Annotated in this window: 16 protein-coding genes and 1 pseudogene; 8 read left to right on the top strand and 9 right to left on the bottom strand. The window is 68.1% G+C overall.

The features are described 5' to 3' along the window. Positions 1-11: 11 nt before the first annotated feature. Entirely contained in the window at positions 12-821 is an 810-nt protein-coding gene (locus KEG38_RS44865) for an NlpC/P60 family protein (protein ID WP_272426679.1), read from the top strand. A 514-nt stretch (positions 822-1335) separates the two neighbouring features. Here KEG38_RS44865 and KEG38_RS44870 read toward each other — a convergent pair. Further along, positions 1336-4893, bottom strand: coding sequence for a nucleotide-binding protein (locus tag KEG38_RS44870; protein ID WP_272426883.1), 3558 nt, complete (start codon positions 4891-4893; stop codon positions 1336-1338). 249 nt (positions 4894-5142) lie between these two features. Between KEG38_RS44870 and arfB the strand changes: the two are divergent. Then, positions 5143-5556: pseudogene (gene arfB, locus KEG38_RS44875) on the top strand (alternative ribosome rescue aminoacyl-tRNA hydrolase ArfB); the annotation flags it as partial. 351 nt (positions 5557-5907) lie between these two features. On the opposite strand, the gene KEG38_RS44880 reads toward arfB, so the two are convergent. After that, a complete protein-coding gene (locus KEG38_RS44880; RefSeq protein WP_272426885.1) occupies positions 5908-6456 on the bottom strand; it encodes a YybH family protein in 549 nt (182 codons plus the stop codon). A gap of 271 nt (positions 6457-6727) precedes the next feature. Here KEG38_RS44880 and KEG38_RS44885 point away from each other — a divergent pair, with 271 nt between their 5' ends. Further along, positions 6728-9913: a PAS domain S-box protein gene (locus KEG38_RS44885; RefSeq protein WP_272426886.1), complete on the top strand. Its 3186-nt coding sequence runs from the start codon at positions 6728-6730 to the stop codon at positions 9911-9913. 72 nt (positions 9914-9985) lie between these two features. Then, positions 9986-10807, top strand: coding sequence for an STAS domain-containing protein (locus tag KEG38_RS44890; protein WP_272426887.1), 822 nt, complete (start codon positions 9986-9988; stop codon positions 10805-10807). 33 nt (positions 10808-10840) lie between these two features. Here KEG38_RS44890 and KEG38_RS44895 read toward each other — a convergent pair whose 3' ends face one another. From KEG38_RS44895 to KEG38_RS44910, 4 genes are all read right to left on the bottom strand, one after another. Then, positions 10841-11308, bottom strand: a complete 468-nt coding sequence (locus KEG38_RS44895; RefSeq protein ID WP_272426888.1) for an Imm26 family immunity protein — start codon at positions 11306-11308, stop codon at positions 10841-10843. 15 nt (positions 11309-11323) lie between these two features. After that, positions 11324-11896, bottom strand: a complete 573-nt coding sequence (locus tag KEG38_RS44900; RefSeq protein WP_272426889.1) for a transglutaminase-like domain-containing protein — start codon at positions 11894-11896, stop codon at positions 11324-11326. 29 nt (positions 11897-11925) lie between these two features. Further along, positions 11926-12801: a PAS domain S-box protein gene (locus KEG38_RS44905; RefSeq protein WP_272426890.1), complete on the bottom strand. Its 876-nt coding sequence runs from the start codon at positions 12799-12801 to the stop codon at positions 11926-11928. 289 nt (positions 12802-13090) lie between these two features. After that, complete coding sequence (locus KEG38_RS44910) at positions 13091-13858, bottom strand: hypothetical protein (protein ID WP_272426891.1); 768 nt, start codon at positions 13856-13858, stop codon at positions 13091-13093. Between the two features lie 145 nt (positions 13859-14003). Here KEG38_RS44910 and KEG38_RS44915 point away from each other — a divergent pair, with 145 nt between their 5' ends. Both KEG38_RS44915 and KEG38_RS44920 read left to right on the top strand, forming a co-directional pair. Continuing rightward, the gene (locus KEG38_RS44915) at positions 14004-15071 is read left to right on the top strand and encodes a PAAR domain-containing protein (RefSeq protein WP_272426892.1); all 1068 of its coding nucleotides are present in this window, start codon (positions 14004-14006) and stop codon (positions 15069-15071) included. Between the two features lie 8 nt (positions 15072-15079). Continuing rightward, positions 15080-15670 carry a hypothetical protein gene (locus KEG38_RS44920; protein WP_272426893.1) on the top strand — a complete coding sequence of 197 codons (591 nt, stop codon included), beginning with the start codon at positions 15080-15082 and terminating at the stop codon, positions 15668-15670. On the opposite strand, the gene KEG38_RS44925 is transcribed toward KEG38_RS44920, so the two are convergent. Beyond that, positions 15650-17071 (bottom strand): cytochrome P450, encoded by a 1422-nt coding sequence (locus KEG38_RS44925; RefSeq protein WP_272426894.1) that lies wholly within the window; start codon positions 17069-17071, stop codon positions 15650-15652. The two genes, KEG38_RS44920 and KEG38_RS44925, sit on opposite strands and share 21 nt — an antisense overlap. A 145-nt stretch (positions 17072-17216) precedes the next feature. On the opposite strand from KEG38_RS44925, the gene KEG38_RS44930 reads away from it, so the two are divergent. Next, the gene (locus KEG38_RS44930; RefSeq protein ID WP_272426895.1) at positions 17217-19181 is read left to right on the top strand and encodes a bifunctional serine/threonine-protein kinase/formylglycine-generating enzyme family protein; all 1965 of its coding nucleotides are present in this window, start codon (positions 17217-17219) and stop codon (positions 19179-19181) included. A 116-nt stretch (positions 19182-19297) separates the two neighbouring features. Then, on the top strand, positions 19298-19891 hold the full coding sequence (locus KEG38_RS44935) for a superoxide dismutase (RefSeq protein WP_272426896.1): 594 nt from the start codon (positions 19298-19300) through the stop codon (positions 19889-19891). 119 nt (positions 19892-20010) lie between these two features. On the opposite strand, the gene KEG38_RS44940 is transcribed toward KEG38_RS44935, so the two are convergent. Beyond that, entirely contained in the window at positions 20011-20475 is a 465-nt protein-coding gene (locus tag KEG38_RS44940; RefSeq protein WP_272426897.1) for a hypothetical protein, read from the bottom strand. Between the two features lie 26 nt (positions 20476-20501). Continuing rightward, positions 20502-21581: a phosphotransferase family protein gene (locus KEG38_RS44945; protein WP_272426898.1), complete on the bottom strand. Its 1080-nt coding sequence runs from the start codon at positions 21579-21581 to the stop codon at positions 20502-20504. Between the last annotated feature and the right edge of the window lie 42 nt (positions 21582-21623).

A 21623-nucleotide genomic window follows, 5' to 3' on the forward strand; every position in this document is an offset into this window, starting at 1 on the left:
CACTCGGCCGCATGCTCCGCCCCACCTTGCGAATGCCGTCCGGATATCCCGACGCGGCGCCGCATCTCCGCGACGAGGTCCGCGTCCTGCAACGCGAGCTCAAGCGCTGGGCGTATTCCATGAGCCCCGACGGCCAGTTCGGACCGCGGACCGATGCCGCCGTGCGCCATTTCCAGCGCAAGCGTGGCCTCAAGGACGACGGCATCGTCGGACCGCGCACCTGGGACGCCGTCCTCGATCCCGACGCGAAGGCCATTGGCGCGAGCTTTCAGTATCAACCCGCCGGCGCCCCGGATCCCACCCCCTCCACGCCCGCGCGGCCGGCGCCCGCCACGCCCAAACCCTCCGAGCCCGAGCCGGCCCCGGCCAATCCCGGCGCAGGCAACGCCTCGTGGATGGCCATCGCGCGCAAGGAAGAGGGCACCCGCGAGACCTCGGGGAAGGCGGCCAATCCGCGCATCGTCGAGTACCACGCGACGACCACGCTCCGCGCGAAGTCGGACGAGATCGCGTGGTGCGCCTCGTTCGTGAACTGGGTGCTCAAGAAGGTCGGGATCAAGGGCACGAACTCCGCCGCCGCGGCGAGCTGGGTGAAATGGGGTTCGCCCACGACCGCGCGCCAGGGCGCGATCACCGTCATCTACAATGCCAGCGCCGCAAATTCGTCCTTGTCGACCTCCGGCAATCACGTCGGATTCCTGGTTCGCGAGACGAACACCCATTACGTGCTCCTCGGCGGAAACCAGTCGAACTCCGTGAAGGAATCGAGCTTCGCCAAAACGAAATGGCGGCTCAAGGCCTATCGCTGGCCGTCTTCCTGAGGGGGACGCCTCGCGTCCCCCTCTCATCCAGGCCTGATCATTGGTCTCATCTGGGAGCCGCTTCGCTGGGGCGTTGCCCCAGGCCCCACCGGGGCTATCCGCCCCTGGACCTGGACCAGCGCAAGCGCTGGACCCGGGGTCGATGAACTGCGCAACGCGCAGTTCATCGAACAGGCCAGGTCAAGACCAGCGACGACCCCGCCCATCAAGACCGCGGCGCTGACGATTCAACAGGCAACGTGCTCGTCACCAGCGGGCAACGCACCTTCCTGGTCTTGCCACCGGCCTGTTGGAAGAACTGCGCGATGCGCAGTTCTTCCACGAACGGTCCAGGGCTTGCCCTGGTTCGGGTCGAGGGGCGAACAGCCCCCGCGGGGCCCGGGGCAGCGCCCCGGCGCGGCGGTTTGCGATGAGACCAATGCTCAGCATCCAGGCAAAGCCTGGACGATTCACCCCCCGAGGCGAGTTCGCTTCGCGATCTCGCAGCGCCGAACAGGTTCGGCGCTCCTAACGGTTACCGCTTCGTCGCCGGAGCACTCGCATCTCGTTGCGCGAATGCCGCGGCGGACGGCAAGAGCCGGGTCGTGCCCTCCATCGTGAATCGATGCTCGTCCCCGCGCGCGTCCCAGATCACCACGCGCCGGATCGCCCCGAGATCCCCCCGCGCGACGAGCACCCGGTCGACCTCGATCCGGGCCCGCGCGCATCCCGCGCGCGGCTTGCGCGGAACCGCCGAGATCACCGCCATCCACGCGCGCCCCTCCTCGCCCGAGATGACGACGTCGAATGCCGCACCGAGGCCCTCCGAGAGCACCGCGGCGAGCGCGACATAGGGCGAATCCTCCAGCGTCGATTTCGCGATCACGTGCCCTCGACGCACGAGCGAGGTCTCGCTCCCATGGGCAAGCAGGACCTCCTCCGCTGGATCGTCCGGGAAAATCCGCACGAGCGGCTCGCCGTCCTCGCCGCGCCACGCATCCACGAGCTCCGCCACCTCCTCCACGCCCCCCGCGTGCACGGTCGTCCGCCGCAATGCCGCACGGTAAGCCGACGTGCCCGTGTACAGCGCCGCGAGCATCCCGAGGAGATTGCCCTCGGGCCCCGTCCTCGGCACAGGCAACGTGATCTCCGGCAGCGCGACCTCGGGCACCTCGCCCCGCGCGCGCCCCGAGGCTCCGCTCGCCGATGTGCTCGCGCCCTCGTCCTGCTGCTCGAGGAGGAGCAGCGGGCACGAGAGCCACGGGACCGGAGGCTCCGTGGAGAGCAATGTGTCTGGACGACAAACTGCCGCCGCGTGGGTACGTATCGCCCGCGTATTCGCCCGACCGAGCCCCCCGCCCGACGCGACCTCCGGCGGCGTCGCGCTTGGGGCAGCGCCCTCCTTCCGCGCGGCGACGGGGGCGCCGGCGAGCGCGAGAATCCAGCCGAGGCCCGAGGGATCCCGCGCGCCGAGCGCGTCGCGCGTCTCGCCGGAGAGCGACGAAATCCGCGCCCCGATCTCGCGGACGAACCAGCCCTCATGGGGCTTCATGGCCGCCCGCACCGCGCCCCACGCCCGCGCGAGCGCCGCTTCTCCGCCTCGCGTGAACGATTTTTCCAGAAACCCGCGCGCCTCCTCCTCGTCCGCGCGGAAAAGCGCGAGGATCCCGGCGCAACCAAGCAGAAATGGATCCGACCCGCCGTGCTCCGCGGCCTCCCGCAGGTGCTTCCGGGCGACCTCGAACGAAGCCTCGCTCGCCGGCACGCCAAACCCCTGCAGCATCGACGCGACCCGCAAGAGCGCAAGCCCAGCGCGCCCCAGGATCCGCGGCCTCCGTGGATCGTCCCAGCGCGCGCGCAAGGACGCTTCCGCGAGCGCCGCGCGCGCCTCGTCCACGCGACCTTCCCGCTCGAGCACGTGCGCGAGCGAATACGACACCCCCGCGACCAGCGCGAGCAGGCTCGGCCCCGCTTCGAGCCGGAGCCACGCGCGCATCAGCCGATCCCGCAGGACGGAAAGCGTCTCGCTCGCCTCCCGCGCCTGTCCGCGCGCGGCGCGCGTGATCGCGTGCGAGCACTCCGCCGCGCAGAGCGCCTCCAGGATGGGCAGGTGAAGGCTCCCCGCGAAACGCGCGCGCACCTCGGCGATCCGCGCGTCCGCCTCCTCGTGCCGCCCCGCGGCGTCGAGCGCCGTCACCTCGTTGCAGGCGACAGCGGCGGCGATCTCGAAATAGGGCGTCTCCGTGGCGCCCGCGAGCCGCTCGCGCAGCCCCGCGAGCGCCGTGGCGGCCTTGACGGGATGACCCGCGAGCGCGAGCGTCGCCGCCGCATTCGCGGCCCCCAGGGCAAACCACGCGGAGAGCGTCTCCGCGGCGGGCGCGGCCGCCTTTCGCGCGAGCTCCCTCGCCGCATCGAGCGCCCGATCCAACGCGCCCATGCGCCCGAACGAAAACACCGACCCCGCGAGCGACGCCGCCTCCACGGCGCGATAGCCGCTGCCCGTGACGCCCACGCCCGCGGCGCAGGCCATTGAAAAATGGTTCGCCGCGGTATCGTCCCAGCCGAGCTCCTGGCAGCAGACGCCCGCCGCATGGGCCGCATCGGCGTGCACGGCCCGGAGCCACGGCGGCTCGCCCGTGAGGCGCATCTCCTCGGCGAGCTCGAGCGCCATCCCGAGGTGCTTGCACGCCTCGGCCCACGCCTCGCGGCCCGCGTGGAATTTGCCCTGACGATACGACGCGAGCAGCACGGCCGTGAGGAACTCCGGGTCCTCGAATCGCCGCGGGAAGAAGCGCCGGATCACCTCGCCGTAATCGGAGACGCTCGTATCCCCCGACTCGATCGAGAGATCCCCGAGCGCGAGGAGCGCCCGCGCCGCGTCCCGTGATCCTCCCTCGTCGCGGATCTCGCCGCGCGCGATCTCCAGGTACGCCTTCCTCGCCGCCCGAAAATTCCCCTCAGCCCGCAGCACCGCCGCGCGGGCGAACGGATCCCCCTCGATGAGCCGCACGCTCTGCGGCAGGTTCCCGGAGGGCGGCGACGAGCCCCTGTCCTCCACGACGAGCCGCGACGACGGCGGCGGCGACGAATCCGGCCCGGATCGCCCGCGCCGCGCCTCGATCGCGGCCCACAGATCCCGCGAGCTCGGCCGCGCCGCCTCGCCCACGTCGAGCGGGCTCTGGCGCCGGAGGCATTGCACGAATCGCAGATAAGCGTGCGCGAGGCTCTTCGGATCCGCGGCCGACTCGATCTCCGCCGCGATCGCCGCGCCCCGCGCGGCGCGCTCGTTCCAAGGGATCGTCGCAAGCCCGAGGTAAGGCCCGAGATCCCGGCCCATCACGTTCGTCGTCTCGTAGATCAGCCCTTCGAGCTGCTCCTTCGCCTCCTGCACGAACGCGCGCCCACTCGCGCCCTCCTCCACGCGCACGAGCAGCGGAAACAGCGGGAGCGGCCGACTCGCGTCCACGAGCGCGCGCCGCGCGTGCGCGAACCGTCCGAGATCGATCGCCTCCTCCAGCGACGCGTCATCCACGAGAAGCACGAGTTTGTCCACGAGGTGCGCAGCGAGCAGCGCCGTCGCTTCGGTCCTCCCCGAGGGCATGTTCACGAGCACCTCGTCGTACCGGGCCCGAAGCGCCTGCGCGAGCGGCGCGAGCAGCCACGAGCACTCCTCGATCACGCGCGCTCGTGTCACAGCCGATCGCGCCCCTTCGGCGGGCCAGTAAAACATCTCGGCGGGCGCTCCGCCGAGCTTGAGGGGCACCACGCGGATCCCCGCCCCGCCGTCGAGGAACTGCGTGATCCCCGCGCGCACAGCCGCCTCGGGCGGGACGTCCCGCCCGCGTCCGGACACGAGCGGCAGCGCCGCAGCACGCACGCCCTCGAAGAAATGGACGACGCCCGCGCCCTTCCGCCCCTCGCCCCGCCCCTGGAAATAACGCTCCAGGGCAGGCTCGTCGACGGCCAGATCCACGACGAGGACGCGTTTCCCTTTCTGCGCGAGCAGCGCCCCAACATTGGCGACGGCCATCGCGCGCCCGACGCCTCCGCGTGCCGAAGCGAGCCCGACGATGATCCCCTGCCGATCGCTCACGCCGCCCTCGTCCCCGCTTCCATCCCGCACCCAGGAATTCAACGGGGCCCGGACTCTACCGGACGCAGGTGTCGCCTGGCAATAGACCCCCCGCGTCGGTGAGCGCTCTTCCAGGCAATGATGCGCGGCTTCAAGCCCGGTATCTCGACGAACGGCTGCCTTGGTGCTTACCTCCGCGCAGCAACACGCAAGAGAAGGAGACGAGCCGTGGATCCCCGAGAAAGCCGCACGCCCCCGGAAGGCGCCATCGTGGTGAACGATCGTGTTCACATCCCGGCATCGGCCCTCACCGTCACGACAGCGCGCTCATCCGGCCCCGGCGGTCAGAACGTGAACAAGGTGGAGTCGAAGGTAGACGTCCGGGTCGATCTCGCCGCGATCGTGGGCCTCGACGACGGAGCGCAAGCGCGTCTGCTCGCGTCGGTGCGCACGCGCCTCGACGCCGAAGGCAAGCTGCGCGTCACAAGCCAGAGGACGCGGGACCAGTTGAAAAACCTGGCCGACGCCCACGACAAGATCCGCGCACTCGTCGCAGCAGCACTCATCGCGCCCAAGCCTCGCAAGCCCACACGCCCGAGCCGCGGCGCAGTCGAGCGACGCCTCGACGAAAAAAAGCGCGCAGGGGAACGCAAACGGTCTCGCGCCGGCCGCGGCGACGATTGAGCATTCAGCTCATCCCGAATGAAGCCGCTGCGCTGGGGCGTTGCCCCAGGCCCCACCAGGGGCTATCCGCCCCTGGACCCGGACCAGCGCAAGCGCTGGACCCGGGGTCGATGAACTGCGCGATGCGCAGTTCATCGAACAGGCCGAGTCAAGACCAGGAACGATCCTGCCAATCAAGACAGCCGCGCTGTCGTTTCGACTGGCAACGCCGTCCCACCGGCCTGTGGGAAGAACTGCGCATCGCGCAGTTCTTCCCCGAAAGGTCCAGCGCTTGCGCTGGTTCGGGTCGAGGGGCGAACAGCCCCCGCGGGGTCCGGGGCGGCGCCCCGGCGCGGCGCTGACAGAATCGAACTACCCGCCCTGCGGGGGCTCTGCTTCCGGTGGCCCGTCGTGGATCGGCACCGACAGGTGCTCGTGGATGATGAGCCATTGCCCCTCGCGCCACTCCCACACCACGGACCAGCGCGCGTCGAAGGACTCCGTCATCCCGTCCTGGAACGTGACGTCGAAATGCACGATACCTGCGACCAATGCGTGGTTGCCATGGGCCTCGATCCGGGTGTCGTCGCGGACCTTGGCTTTCATGGTGCTGAACTGCGCGAGAAGTTTCTTCACACCGTTCTCGTAGGCATTCCAGCCTCGATACTGGAGCGGCGCGAAATCGAAAAAGACGAGGCCCTCGTCCTTTGCGTAGAACGGGGCGGCCTTCTGCGGATCGAGGGTGCTCCACGCGTCCCACGTGCGCTGCATGAGCTCCGTGGTGGGCTTCTCGGGCGCGCTTTGCTCCGGCTGCGAGGTCGGGGCTTTCTTGCAGCCCATGGGCGCCGCGCATAGCGCTGGAATCGAGAGCGCGGCGGCCAGGGAGAGTCCGGCGAGGAGAGAAGAGCGAACCTTTTTCATGCGCATCGCCTCCTGCGAATGGCCGCCAGATGCATGCAGCGGGCCGCCGGGCGGGGCGTGTGGACGAAAAGAGGGAGTTTCAGCCGTGGAGGACCCGGGCAAGCGCTCAGGAACACCCGAGCAATCAGGAGAACCCTGACCATTTGAATAAATCTATGACTCGCAAAGGTTGGACTTGTTGCATCGGCTGGTTGACATGGTGGCGATATGTCACGTAATGTCGTCGGACACAGTCGAGTCGCTGGCGCCGTGGCGAGCACGGGAGGACGGGATGGACACGGGGTTGGGATCGTCTTGCCGACCGCACGACGAGAGCGGGGCGCTCCTCGACCTCGCGCTCCGAGCGTCCGGGGCAGGACATTGGTCCTGGGATCTGGGGGCGCAGCACGGCTCCTGGTCCGACGAGGTGTACCGCATGTTCGGCGAGCGCCCCGACCCGGACGGGGGCCCGGTGTCGGGCGAAACCTGGCGCAAGGCCGTCCATCCGGAAGATCTCGCGCCCACGCAAGCGCGCTTCGCGGCCGCGTTCGCGGAGAGGAAAGACTTCATTGCCGAATACCGCATTCGCCGATCCGACGACACCATCCGGTGGATTCGCTCCCGCGGCCGTGTGCTCGTGGACGACGCCGGGCGGCCGCGTATGGTCGGCGTATCGCTCGACGTGACGGCGGAAAAAACCCAGGAAGCCCGGCTCCGTGCGAGCGAGGAGCGCTTCCGGACGACCGTCGAGAGCTCGCTCGACGCGGTGGGCATTTATTCGGCCGTCCGCGATGCGTCCGGCGCCATCGTCGATTTTCGCACCGACTATGTGAACGCCGCCGCCTGCGAGTTCCACCGGATCCCGCGCGAGGCGCAGATCGGCAAGACGCTCCGCGAGCTCTACCCCGCTCCGCGCGCCGCGCGGGGCATCAAGCGTTATGCGCGGGTCGTCGAGACGGGCGAGCCCCTCTTCAACGAGGCCCTCCATTACGAAAACGAGAACGACGACCCTGACGGGCGCTTGCAGCGTGCCTACGACGTGCGCGCGGTCCGGATGGGCGACGGATTCATGGCGACGTGGCGCGACATCACCGATCGCGTGCGAACCGAGCACGAGGTCCGCGAGACCAAGGAGATGCTGGAGGCGCTGATCAACAACTCCGCCGCCGCCATCTTCGTCAAGGACGCGAGCGGGCGTTTCCTCCTCGCGAACCCGCGCGTGCAGGCGAACTTCGGCCTACCCCAGAGCCAGATCCTCGGAAAGACCGATCACGATCTCCTCGATCCCGAAAGCGCCGACGTCTTCCGCCGGAACGACCTCGAGGTGCTCCGCACCGAGCGTGTTCTCGAGGGCGAGGAGGAAATGGTCATCAACGGCAAGGTCCATACCTTCCTCTCGCTCAAGTTTCCCCTCCGGGATCGCCACGGCAACCCCTACGCCGTCTGCGGGGTATCGACGGACATCACGGATCGAAAACGCGTCGAGGAGGCCCTCCGCGAGAGCGAATTGCGCTTCCGCAACATGGCGGACACCGCCCCGGTGATGATCTGGGTCACGGGCACGGACTGCGCCTGCACCTTCCTGAGCCAGCGCTGGTACGACTTCACCGGCCAACCCCTGGAGCGCGCCCTGGGCCGCGGCTGGCTCGACGCGGTCCACCCGGACGACCGCGAGGAGATCTGGACGAAATTCCTCACGGCCTCCCGCCTGCGCGAATCCATGCGGCTCGAATATCGCTTGCGACGAAAGGACGGCGAATATTGCTGGGCGCTCGACTCGGCGACCCCGCGCTTCGGCCCGCGGGGCGATTTTTGCGGCTATGTCGGGTCGGTGATGGACATCAGCGATCGCAAGCAACTCGAAGACGGCCTCCGGAAGAGCGAGGAGCGCGCGCGGGCGCGGGCCCAGGAGATCGAGGCGATGATGGATGCGACGCCGGCCGCCATCTGGATCGCCCACGACCCGCAATGCCACGTCATCACCGCCAGCCGCACCGCGTACGAGATGATGCGCGTGCCCCTCACGCAGACGAACATCTCGAAGACGGGGGCGGAAGGCGACACCGTGCCGCACATACGCATCTTCCGCGACGGCAAGGAGCTCCGCCCCGAAAATCTGCCCATCCAAAAAGCCGCGCGCGGAGAGCCCGCGCGTGATTGGGAGGAGGAGCTCGTCTTCGATGACGGAGACCGCATCACCATCTTCGGCAGCGCCGTCCCGCTGCTCGGCCCGAACGGCGAGCTACGCGGCTCGATCGGGGCCTTCGTCGACATCACGGCGTTCAAGAGGGCCGAGGCGGCGCTGCACGACGAAAGGCAGCGGACGGAAGAGGCGCTCCGGGCCGCCGACCGACGCAAAGACGAATTTCTGGCCATGCTCTCGCACGAGCTCAGAAACCCCCTGGCGACGATCCGCAATGCGGTGGGCGTGCTCCACTGCATACGCTCGGACAACCCGCGCATCGAGCGGCTCCACGACATGATCGATCGCCAATCCGAGCAGCTTGCGCGCATGGTCGACGACCTGCTCGACGTCGCTCGTATCACGCAGGGCAAGCTCGGCCTGCGCAAGGAGCGCATCGACCTCGCCGCGATCGTGAGCCGCGCGGTGGAAACGAGCCGCCCGCTCATCGACGCGGCCGGGCACACGCTCTCGATCAAGCTGCCCCCGGGCAACGTCATGCTCGAAGGAGACCTCGGCCGGCTCTCGCAGGTCCTCTCGAACCTGCTCAACAACGCGGCGAAGTACACGGAGAGCCGGGGCCAGGTCCGGCTCTCCGCCGAGGTCCAGGGCGACGAGGTCCAGATCCGCGTCGAGGACAATGGAATGGGCATCGCCCCCGACGTCCTGCCCCACGTCTTCGACCTCTTCACGCAATCGAGCCGCGCCATCGACCGCGCGCAGGGCGGCCTCGGCATCGGCCTCACGCTCGTACGCACGATCGTGGAAATGCACGGCGGCAAGGTCGCGGCGCAGAGCGGCGGCGCGGGCCAGGGCGCCGAGTTCACCGTGCGTTTGCCGATCCACCGCGCCGCGCCCGCGGAGGAGCTGCCCGCGCCGACGAGCGAGGAGCGGGGGCTCATGTGCCGAGGCGAGCCGCGGCGCATCCTGGTCGTGGACGACAACGTCGACGCCGCGGAGAGCCTGGCCTTGATGCTCGGGTACCTGGGGCACGAGACCCGCGTCGCGCACGACGGGCCGAGCACGCTCCAGATCGCCACATCGTTCCAGCCCGAGCTCGTCCTGCTCGACATCGGCTTGCCGGGGTTCGATGGATACGAGGTCGCGCGCCGCCTGCGCGCGCAGCGCGAGACGCGCGTGGCCATCCTCGTCGCGATCACGGGGTACGGGCAGGAAGAGGATCGAAAACGCGCACGGAAGGCCGGCTTCGATCATCACCTCACGAAACCCGTCGACCACGATCGACTGATCTCGCTGATCGACACGATGGTGTCGCCGGTCGACGTCCCCGCCTGACGTAACGGGACTCTCCACGCGACCTTTCCTTCGCTGCCCACCCTCGTGCAACATGGCGGGCGGAGCAGGTGCATGCAGCGCGTGATCGAAGCCTTCTGGGAGCGGCTCGAGGACAACGTCACGGCGTCGTGCGCGCGCGTGGAAGCCGCGTACATCCCCTTTTACCGGGACCTACCGAAAGAGGCGCGGCGCGGGGCCTTCAAGCGCGCGTTCGAGGCGATGGGTCAGGACCTTCGAGCGAGCGAATCGCAAGCGTTCCCGGCTCTGCTCCGAGCGATCGGCGAGCAACGCTCGGGGCTCGGCGTGACCATCACGGACATCCTGCGAGGCATGCTCATCGGCTTCGAGGTGGTCACCGAGGATTTTGCCATCTTTTTTGGCGACGACCTCGAAGCGCGCGTCCACTGGGAGCAGCTCCGGGCCCGCGTGAGCTACATGGGCGCGGCGGCGCTCGCGGACGCGTACCTCGCGGCGCGCGAGAAGCTCGTGCGCGCGCAGGCCGAGGAAATCGTGAAGCTCTCCGCGCGGGTGCTCCCACTCTACCCGGGCATCCTCGTGCTCCCACTCGTGGGAGCGCTCGACGCCGCGCGCGCGGCGCACCTCACGCCCCTCCTGCTCCAGGCGGTCGTGGAGAACCAATCACGCGTCGTGCTGCTCGACGTGACGGGTTTGCCCTCGGTCGGCGCGGAGACGGCCGAGCATTTGATGGGCGCGGCGCGGGGCGTCGAATTGCTCGGCGCCACGGCGATCCTCGTGGGCGTACGCCCGCACATGGCGCGCGCGATGGTCGAGGCCGGCGTCGATCTCGGGACATTGCGCTCCCGCGCGGATCTCGCGAGCGGGCTAAGGGACGCGCTCGACCAGCTCGGGCTCACGATTGCGCGGAAGCGGTGAAGAAGATTCCGCCGAGGGCAAGCCCTCGGCGTCTCAGGAAGGACGCTTGGGTTTCAGTTGTTCGACCCAGACGTTCGGTCGGCCGACGAGATGATCACGCAGCCTGTCTTCGACGTGATTGTCTTCCCAGACCGCGAGCCTTTCGATCCCCTGGACCTCCTCGATGCTGGCAGGTCTCGCTTGCCCGGCAGAATCGATGATTTTGATGTCCGATGGATCGGCGATGTTCTGCATGAACTGCGAAGGAATTCCCGGGACGTCCCGCGGCTCGTTTCCCACGACCACCCAGTTCTCGTTCTTCTTCCAGCTCTTGTGCACGGACAGCGTGAAGATCGGCTTCGAGCCCGCAAGCTCGCGCCAGCCGTCCCCTGATTCGTTTGCGGCGATCTTCGGATCGTAGAATTCCAGGAAGCCGCTGTCGATGACACGACCATATGCGAAGGTGTTGTCGTCGATCTTGATCCGGATGATGTTTCCAATCCGATCTTTTCGTCCCCTCATGTCTCTTCTCGATCCTCATACGGTCGCAAGCGTTTGATCCGGCAGATCCGCGGCGAAGCTTTGCCAGTCCGCATGCGCGCGCAGCTTGGCCACGACGACCGGCAGCGGATGCGCATACACGGTCGGATCGGTCGCCTCCCCGGGCGCCGTCGCGGCGTAGGCCAGCCGAACGCTTGGCGGCTCGAAGACGGTATCGATGCCGGGCTTGTTGCCGCGCGCGTCGATCCGGTACCAGCCGAGACCTGGCAGATGGACGGCATTGAAGCCGTGCAGGCAAAAGCCTGATTCGTGGGCGAGCCGCTGATAACAGAGCCCGGCAGGCAGGCCATTCGCGCGCAAGAGGGCTGCCAGCAGATGGCTCTTGGCGTAGCAGAAGCCGACGCGGTGGCGCAGCACCTCCGAGGCCGTGCACGTGAGCGGCCCGGCCTGGATGTCGAGGGTATGGCGGACCTCGTCGCGCACCCAGGTGAAGCAGCGCCGTGCGGTCTCGACCGGCCCGGTGGCGCCCTTCGCCAGCGCGGCCGAAAGCGCGGCGACCTCGGGATGCTGCCAATCAATGATGTCCGTCGTGGCCAGGTAGTCGTTCACCTTCCGTCTCCTCGGCGGTCCTGCGGGATTCAGCGCCTCGTGATGGCCTCTGCGCTCATCCTGCGCAAGGCCTCCGTGAGCCCGCGCGCGAGTGTCGAATAGGTGGACAACCCCGACACGTCGAACCCGCCCGTCGCGAGCTCCCTTGCCGCGGCCGCGCGAATCCCCGTCACGATCACGCTCGCGCCGACGAGCTTTGCGGCGGCGATCACGTCGAGCAGGGCGCGCACGGCGACGGAATCGAGCCGGGGCACCCCGGTCACGTCGAGCAGGAGCAGCCGTGCGCGGAGCTCGGCGATGGCGGCGAGCACGCGCCCGGAAAAACGCGAGGCGCGTGGTGCGTCGAAAGGGCCGACGAGGGGCGAAAGGAGCAGCCCTTCCCGGATGCAAAGAATTGGCGCGCCCCGGTCGAGCAGCTCCTCGGCTTGTTGCTCGATGATACGACGGGCGGCTTCGAGGGCCTCGACCTGCTCGCGCAGCTTGGCGTTTGCGTGTTCGAGCTCGGCGGTCCGTTCTTGCACGCGCTCTTCGAGCTCCTCGCGGGCGCGGACGAGCTCGGCTTCGGCGTGTTTTCGCTCGGTGATGTCGCGAATGACGCTGACGAGCGTCTTGCCCTCGTCGATGTGCTTCGTGCTCACCTCGACGGGGAACGTGGACCCATCCTTGCGGCGATGCGACGTTTCGAAGAGCAAGCCCTCGTGGAGGGCGCGCGCCAGTTGCGGGCCGATCTCGGCCTGGGTGTCGGGGTCGCGGAGATCGCGGATGGTGAGCGTCTGGAGCTCGTCCTGCGAATATCCGTAGGCGTGGGAAGCTGCCGGATTCGCTTCGAGGATCCGGCCGTCGTCACCGATGAAGAGGATGATGTCCCGCGCCTCGCCGAGGAGCACATCGTAACGTAGCTTCATGGCCCGCCCGAGCTTCCCTCTTACCAAGGTTCACTCGAGCCGATCCATCGGAATATGCCAAAGAGCCCGGATGCGACGGGCTTCCCGACCTGGACGGACCTCCCCGAACGGCTTGGAAGGACAATGGGAGAGGTCCTTCGACCTCGGCGGCGTCGATGAAAGCACTTCCTCGGGGTCGCCGAAGTGCCTGAATCTTGTTTGCCTTACAATCCGGTGGGTCGAGGGAGGGGTTTGGGGGCGGTTCGAAGGCGGTTCGGGAGGTCGATCGACCTTGCGCGGGTGGTTTTGATCAGTCTGGCTGTATGGATTCAGTGCCGGCGGGTGGTTTTTCGTTGCTCCCGCGGCGGGCGGCGGCTTCGCGATACGCGTCGAGGGGGCGGAGGGCGGAGCGGGCGGAGGCGATGCTGGATTCGTCGTCCTCGTCGACGGAGGCGCAGACCTTGGTGGCGTATTCGACGATGGCGCGGCCCATGGCGCGGACGTGGTCGGCGAGGTTGACGCCTTCGGCCTGCTCGCGGAGGAGGATGCCTTGCACCATGGCGCCATACTGCTCGTGCTGGGCGCGGACGTTGTCGAGGAAGACTTTGCCGGCGATACGATCGATGTCCTTTTCGAGCCCCTCCTCGTCGATCCGCTTGAGGATGGTGTCGGCGGTGGACCATTGCACGGGATAGGTCTCCTTGAGGAAGGAGAGACCGTCGGGCCCAAAGAGAATGGTCACGAGCTCGGCGGCGCGCTTGGCGTCCTGGTATTTGGCGATCGGGAGGTCGGCGAATGCGAGGAGGCGCATGCGCAGGGCGCTCCAGGAGGTGTCGCCGGCTTGATCGACGAGGCGCGCGGCGTCGTCGGAGACTTTGCCGAGGGCTTTCTGGCGGATGGCGAGGGCGGTTTGGGCTTTGTCGGCTGCGGTGTTGATCTTGGCGGCGGATTTCAGGAGGGCCGTGGAGGCGTCCTTGGGGCAGGCCGCGAAGAGGGCGCGGCAGAGGGTGATGCCCCCCTCGGCGGTCATGATGGGGGCGCGGACGTAGAGAGTGGGATCCGGGGGATCGAGGGACATGGTGGGGGAGAGTACGGGAAGCGGGGGTGGGAGGGGAAGGGGGATTTGTGCAGGGCGGATCTCCCGCGCCCCCAACCCCTCGAAACCACTCATTTACTTTTTGCTGCGCTCGCCGGCCCTCCTCTGATACCATCGCGTGCGAGCCATGACCCAGCTTGCCGCACGTGTTGGTGATGCGCACACCTGTCCGGCGCATGTCGGGGGGCCGATTCTCCCGCCGGGGTGTCCGACCGTCGTCATTGGGGGACAGGCGGCCGCGCGGATCGACGACCTCTGCCAATGCGAGGGCCCGACCGACGTGATCAAGACGGGCGCGCCCACCGTGCTCATCGGCGGCAAACCCGCGGCGCGCAAGGGCGATCTGACGCGGCACGATGGCGTCGTCGCCATGGGGTTTCCCACGGTCCTCATCGGGCCTCTCGCACCCGGCGACGCGGTGGCGGCGCTCTTCACGGACGAATATCTGTCCACGCTCGTGGGCAAGGAATGGCAAGGGGCGAACTCCGAGCAATTGAAGGAGGCGATGCAAACGCTCTGGGAGCATCGCCACGACCCGAACCACCCCGATGTCCAGGAGGCGCTCCGGCAAATCGCGGAGGCGCGCGGCAAGCCGCTCGAGCAGATCCAGCAGGATTGGCAGAGGTATCAGGCCGCGCTCGCCGAGCAGGAGCGGATCGCCGCGGAGAAGGGCATGGATCCGCCCCCCGGGGTCAACGGCTGGCTCCACGGGGACCACATGGGGAGCACCTCGCAGCTCCGGTATGGCCAGGTCGCCGGCGATGCGCTGGGGATGGATCCCGTATTCGGCGCGCTCCTCAATCCGACCGGAGGGCTCGTCGGTCCGGGCAATGCGGCGGTCGACGGCAACGACTCGGCGATCGGGTATCACGGCGCCGTACACGATGCCGGGGGATATCTGTACAATTATCACAACCAGGGCCCGGGATACGATTATCTCGGCCAGGAGGGGCGCGACACGTCGAGCCCGCTCTCCGGTCAGCGGTCCGGAATCTCGTACTGGCGTGACCAACTGCCCGATCGCAGCGGCGGGCAGAAGTTCACCGACGGCGCGGGCGATGTCATCATGGATGGGGTCGTCGGCGGGATCGACGGGGTCTCGAACGCCTGGGAGGCCACCAAAGAGACGGTGTCCGACGCCTGGGAGGGCGCGAAGGATTGGGCCTCCGACACCTGGAACGGCCTGTGGGATTAGGGCAAACGATGAAAGCTCATACGCTCGAAATCGAGGAGCTCGCGGCCCTCGTCGGCTTCCTGAATGCAAAGAAGCTCGTGGGGCTCGACGAATCGCTGTTTCGCGTGTTCTCCGAGGAGAACCTTCCGCGGCTCGTGGCCAAGCTGAACGAGCACGGCTGGCTCACGCCGGCCGAGCGGCCGGGTACGTATCACTTCAAGGAAGACCTGATGCAAGCCCTGGCCGTCGCCGTGGCGCCGGAGTTTGCCGTGCTCGCGCGATCGGAAGCGCGGGCGAAGTCGATCGTGTTTTACCTGGCCGGAAGTGAGATCACCGAGATCGTGCTCACCGCGGATCGAGCCGTCGTCGCGCGGATCGAGAACCTGGACGAAATGGCCGCGCAAGTCGTGACGTTCCTGCAGCGCACGTGGCCGGGCGAGATCGCGGTCGCCCGCGTGAAGGGCGAGTCCTTCGACGCGGGGCGACGCGTGACGATCGATGCGCAGGGGACGTTGACGACGAAGACCCCAGGGCTCTTGCCGGGAAATACGTGGAGCGCCGAGAACGTCACGGCGTTCCTGCACGGCGCATTGGCCGAGCTACGAGCTCCGCGAGGGTAGCCGCCGCTCCACCGAGATCTCGAGCGCCTTCGAGGGCGTGATCGTGATCCCCCGGATCTCGGCCTGGGCATTCGACCCGGGCGTGATCCGGAGCTCCACGCGTTCGAGGATCCGCCCGAGCACGATCCGCATTTCGACGCCGGCGAACGCCATCCCGAGGCAGGTCCGCCTTCCGCCGCCGAACGGGAAAAAATGGTTCGTCGGGGCCGCGCCGGGCTCGAGGAACCGCTCGGGCCGGAAGCGCGCGGGGTCGCCCCACGTATCCGTGCGCCGGTGCGCGAGGGCGACGCAAGCCCACACGATCGTGTCCGACGGGATCTCGTACTCGCGAATGCGCATCGGGCGCCTCAGATGGCGGCCCACCGCCGGCGCGATCGGCGTGATGCGCATCGCCTCCTTGATGCACGCGTCGAGATAAACGAGCTCACCCGCGCGCGCCGGATCGAAAGGGTTGTCCCCGAAGACACGTTTCCTCTCGGCGCGGATCTCGGCGAGCACCTCCGGCCGCGAGAGCACGTGCCAGAGCGCCCAGGTGAGCGAATTCGCCGTGGTCTCGTGGCCCCCGACGAGCAACGTGACGAGCTCGTCCTGCACGTGCTCCATGTCCATGAGCCCGCCGTCCTCGTAACGGGCCTCCGAGAGCAAGGCGAGCACGTCGGAGCGCCCCGCGGTGCCCTCTTTGCGGCAGCGCTCGACGTCCTCGCGCAGGTATTCGAGCACCTCGGCCTTGGCCGCGCCCCATTTCTCCCACGGGAGCAAGGGCCGCCGCGGCACGGGCCCGCCCGCGAGGCGACGGCGCACGACCGTGTCGAGCATGGCGCGCACGCGGTTCGCATTGAGGAGCGCCGAGGCGAAAAAAAGCGCCGGCGTCATGGCCCCATTGAGCCACGTGAGCAGCGGGCCACGAATACGCGCCGCGCGCTTGTCGTCTTCTGCGCCGAAGACGCATCGAAGAATGACGTCGAGCGTGATGTCCTGCAGCTCGCTGTGAATGGCGAGCTCGGCGCCGGGCTTCCAGCGATCGACGACGCGGTCCGTGCACGCGCACATCGAGGCGGCATAACTGCGCAATCGCTCGCCGTGCAGGTGCGGCATCATGAGCTGGCGCTCGCGGTGGTGCCGATCGCCGTCGAGGAAGAGCAGCGAGTTCTCGCCGATGTTCATCGGGAACGATTGCTTGCCCTGGGCATAATCGTCGGGCTTGAGCGCGAAGATCTGCCGCACGATCGCGGGATCGCTGCTGACCACGCGCGGCGGGTCGCCGGGCAAACGTAACGTGAATACGTCGCCGTAGCGGCGGACGCAGTCTTCGAGATAGGCGTAAGGGTCGCGGCCGAAGCGCATCGCCTGGAGGAAAGGCGGCTCCTCGGGTCCCGGGGGAAGCGGTGAGCGCGTCTGCATGGGTCCTCAGGGTAGCCGAAGCCTCCGCCTTCGTCCCCCCGAGGGGACCGGTGGACCCCGGGCCTGTTCGTCGCCGTCCGAGACCGAATAAGCGAAAGCTTCCCCTTCCCCCGGTGCTCGCCTTCGCGTTATCCTCGGCACCTGCATGGCGTCTGCTGCTCTCGCCGATCCCTTCGCCTGGGTGGGCCAAACCATCGACGGCAAGTTCCGCATCGAGGCGGTCGTCGGCGAAGGCGGGTTCGGCATCGTGTACCGCGCCCAGCACCTCGGGCTCGGCGAGCCGGTCGCCGTCAAGTGCCTGAAGATTCCCCCTACCCTCGCCCCGGACGAACGCGAACGTTTCCAGCAGAGCTTCCTCGAAGAAGGGCGCCTGCTCCGCAAGCTCTCGCGCGCCACACCTTCGGTCGTCCAGGCCCTCGACGTCGGCGCGGCCGTCGCCCCGAGCGGGGTCTGGGCGCCGTATCTCGTGCTCGAATGGCTCCACGGCGAGACACTCGAAGCATTCCTCGCGCGCCGGAACGCGGACAAACAGGGAGGCATGCCCCTCGCCGACGCCGCGGCGCTGCTCGAACCCGCGGCGCTCGCGCTCGCCGCGGCGCACGACGAGGGCATCGCGCATCGAGACATCAAACCCGCGAACCTCTTCCTGAGCGACGTGGGGGGCGCAGCCCCGCACACCCCCGCCGGCGCGCCCACGATGAAGGTGCTCGATTTCGGCATCGCCAAGGTCATCGCCGACAATGCCTCGATCACCCGCGCGATGGAGCAGACCGGGCACGCGCCGTCGATTTTCACGCCCTTTTATGGTGCGCCCGAGCAATTCAATCGGAGGTTCGGCGCGACCGGGCCGTGGACCGACGTGTATGCGCTCGCGCTCGTGCTCGTCGAGCTCTGCTCGGGCAAAAGCGCGCTCGTCGGCGACGACGTCACGCAGCTCTACATCGCCACGACCGACGTCTCGCTCCGGCCCACGCCCCGCACCCACGGCGTACGCACGAGCCACGCCATCGAGGCCGTCTTCCAGAAGGCGCTCGCAATCGAGCCACGCGGCCGATACACCTCGGCGCGGCTGTTCTGGGACGCGCTGCGCGAGGCGCTCCCCTCGCCCATCGAGGACGACGCGCCGGGCACCACCGTGGTCCGCGGAGACATCCACGATTCGCTCACGACCTCGCCCCAGATCACCGAAGCCCGCACGAGCAAACCCGTCTCCTCGCGGCGCTCTCTTTTCGCGGCGACCGGCGCATTCATGTTCGTCGCGGCCGCGCTCACGGCGTCCTTCGTGATCAAGAATCGAGGCGAGATCGAGCCCATTCCGACGGTCTCCCGCATGGGCCCCGAGTTTGGCCACGTGGAGCTCCCGAGCCCGACGGCGGACATGGTCCTCGTGCCCGCAGGCAGCTTCACGATGGGGCACGCGAAGGAAGGCAAAACCGAAAAACCGGCGCACACCGTGACGATCTCGAAGCCGTTTTACATCGACCGCACCGAGGTCGCAGCGGAGGAGTACACGCGCTGCGTGGCCGCGGGGAAATGCACGCGGAGCGGCGTGCACGGGCCAGGCGTGGACGAGGCCGACGCCACGAAGTTCGCGCCCTTCTGCACGGAGCCCGATCCGGCGAAGGCGCGCCACCCCATCAATTGCATCGACCAAGGGCAGGCGGCAAAGCTCTGCGCATTCCTCGGCAAACGATTGCCGACGGAGGCCGAATGGGAATACGCCGCGCGTGGCAAGGACGAGCGTCTCTATCCCTGGGGCGAGGAGCCCGCCACGTGCACGCTCGGCAATTTCTCGCGCGCGGCGGGCCAGTGCCCAGGACGAGCGAAAGGCACGATGCCCGTGGGCTCGTTCCCCGATCACGCAAGCCCCTTCGGCGCGCTCGACATGGCCGGCAACGTCTGGGAATGGGTCGCGGACGCCTTCGATCCGGGCGCCTACACCAAAGCCGAGCGCAAGGACCCACTCGTTCCCACAGGCGCGAAGGGCGTGATCCGCGGCGGCTCCTGGGATTTCGTGTCGAGCGCCGCTAAGACGACGACACGGTACGCATTCGACCGCGCCACGGGCCACGTCAGCACGGGCGTGCGTTGCGCGAAGGCCGCAGACTGAAGCGGCCGATCTTTCGGCACGGCTGCCAACGTGTTGGAGAGCTGCCGACGCATTGGAGGCTTCCTTGCGCCGCTTCCCTTTCGCACCTACGAAAAGACGCGAAAGAGGAGGCGAACATGGCCATCATCCCGGCGAAGTACACGGCGAAAGATTATTCGGCGCTCAAGGGTCTGCAGGGCATCACCGACGATCAGGTCGCCGTCCACCTCACGCTTTACAATGGATACGTCACGCGCTCGAACAAGCTGAACGAGACGCTCGCGTCGATGGTCGCCGAGAACAAGGCGAGCACGTTCGAGTACAACGAGCTGAAACGCCGCGCAGGCTGGGAGATCAACGGCGTCCTGCTCCACGAGTATTACTTCGACAACCTCACGGCAAAGGCCACGGACGGCAAGGACTCGCGGTTCGCCGAGGCCATCGCGCGCCAGTACGGCAGCTTCGACGACTGGAAGAAGGACTTCCTCGGCGTCGCCAAGATGCCAGGCGTCGGCTGGGCCATCACGTATTTCGACCCCACGCGCGGCCAATTCGACAATTACTGGATCGACCGCCACGACGTCGGCCACCCCGCAGGCCACCGCCCGATCGTGGTGCTCGACCTCTGGGAGCACGCCTGGAGCGCGTACCTCAAGCCCACCGAGCGCGCGAAGTACCTCGAGGACTTCTTCGCGAACGTGAGCTGGAGCGTCGTCGACGGGCGGCTCTGATGGCGTAGCGCCGGGGTTTCACCCCGGGCCCGACCAGGGGTTGTCCACCCCTGGACCCGGACCAGCGCAAGCGCTGGACTGTTGGTGCATCGGCCGCGATGCGGCCGATGCAAAGACATTCAGGGCTCGGCCGGGGGCAAACCCACGCGGAGCATGGCCTTGTTCGGCACGGTCTCCACGAGGCCGACCCAGACCCCCGTCGCCTGCTGATAACACACCTTCCCGCCCGGCAATTCACGCCCGAGGCTGACGTCTTTCGTCTCGCTCCCGTGACGCACCGTGACCCGCGCCATGGCGAGGTTCCGATCCGCGGCAACGGGCGTGTATTTGACCTCCCGCACCGTGATCTCCACGCCTTGCTCGAAAGCAAAGGCCTTGTTCACCTCGACGGCCACGCCAGCGAGCGGCGCCTTGCCCGGGTCCTTTGCGGGGCCAAGCCAGCGCACGTTCTGCACGACGGGCGGCTGCGGGCCCTCGCATTCCATCGACGCCTGCGTGGGCGCATCCGGGCCGTCCAGCGTGGCCTCCGAGGCCCCGCATCCGAGGAGACCGATCCCGAGCATTGCCGCGAAAAACCCCCGCATGATGTTCCTCCGTGCTCCCATGATGACTAGCCCGCGCGAACCCCGGCGATGTTGCATCCAAGATCGGCCAGCGCAAAAACCGCGGCCCCAAAAGCGCCCGCGCTCTCCGAGCTCGCGTTGCCTTGCAAGCTGCGCTTGTAGACGCCCTGCGCGATCGCCGCCAACCGAAAAATGCCGAACGCCATGAAATAAGGCCAGTCCTCGATCTCGCCCCGGCCCGTGAGCTTGCAATACATCTCGACGAGCCCCTTCTCGTCGGGAATGCCAAGCGCCCCGAAATCCGCACCGACGAGGCTGCCGCGCCCCGGCAGCGCGAGGTGATACCCCATGCAGAGATACGCGAGATCACTCACCGGATGCCCCAGCGTCGAGAGCTCCCAGTCGATGAGCGCGAGCGCGCGAGGCTCGTTCGCCGCGATGATCACGTTGTCGATGCGATAATCGCCGTGGACGAGCGTGGTCTCGTCATGCTTGGGCGCGCTCTTTCCGAGGAAGGCCATGAGCGCCTCCATCGCGGGCACATCACCCGTGCGCGAGGCCTCGTACTGGCGCGACCAGCGCTGCACCTGGCGCGGGACGAACCCGCCGACCTTGCCATAATCGCCAAGGCCAACGGCCGCGTAATCCACGCGGTGGAGGGCGGCGAGCGCGCGGACGAGGTCGTCGTAGATCGCGCGGCGTTCGTCCGGGCCGCTCGTCCCCGGAAGCTGCGGATCCCAGAAGATCCTGCCCGGGACGTGGCGCATGACGAAAAACGGTGTGCCGATCACGGCCGGATCCTCGCAGAGCGCGAGGGCGTCGGGCACGGGTACGTCCGAGCCGGCGAGCGCGCGCATGACGCGGTATTCGCGCTCGACCGCGTGCGCCGAAGGCAGGAGCTCCCCCGGCGGCTTCTTGCGCAGAACGAGCTCGACGTCTCCATCGGGGCCCGAAAAGCCGATCCAGTACGTCGGGTTCGACTGACCGCCCTGGAACTGGAGCGCGGTGACCACGCCGCCGCCGCGACACGCGTCGACGTTCGCCGCGAGCCAGCGCGCGAGCGAGGGTTCGTCGAGGCGGTGGGCTTCACGCGGAGGGCGGGCGCTCTTCGGCGGGACGAGAGGCATGGCGAGGGGCTTATAACACGAACGCCCCCGCCGTCGTCGATT

Source organism: Polyangium jinanense (assembly GCF_028435265.1).
Taxonomy (GTDB): Bacteria; Myxococcota_A; Polyangia; order Polyangiales; family Polyangiaceae; genus Polyangium; species Polyangium jinanense.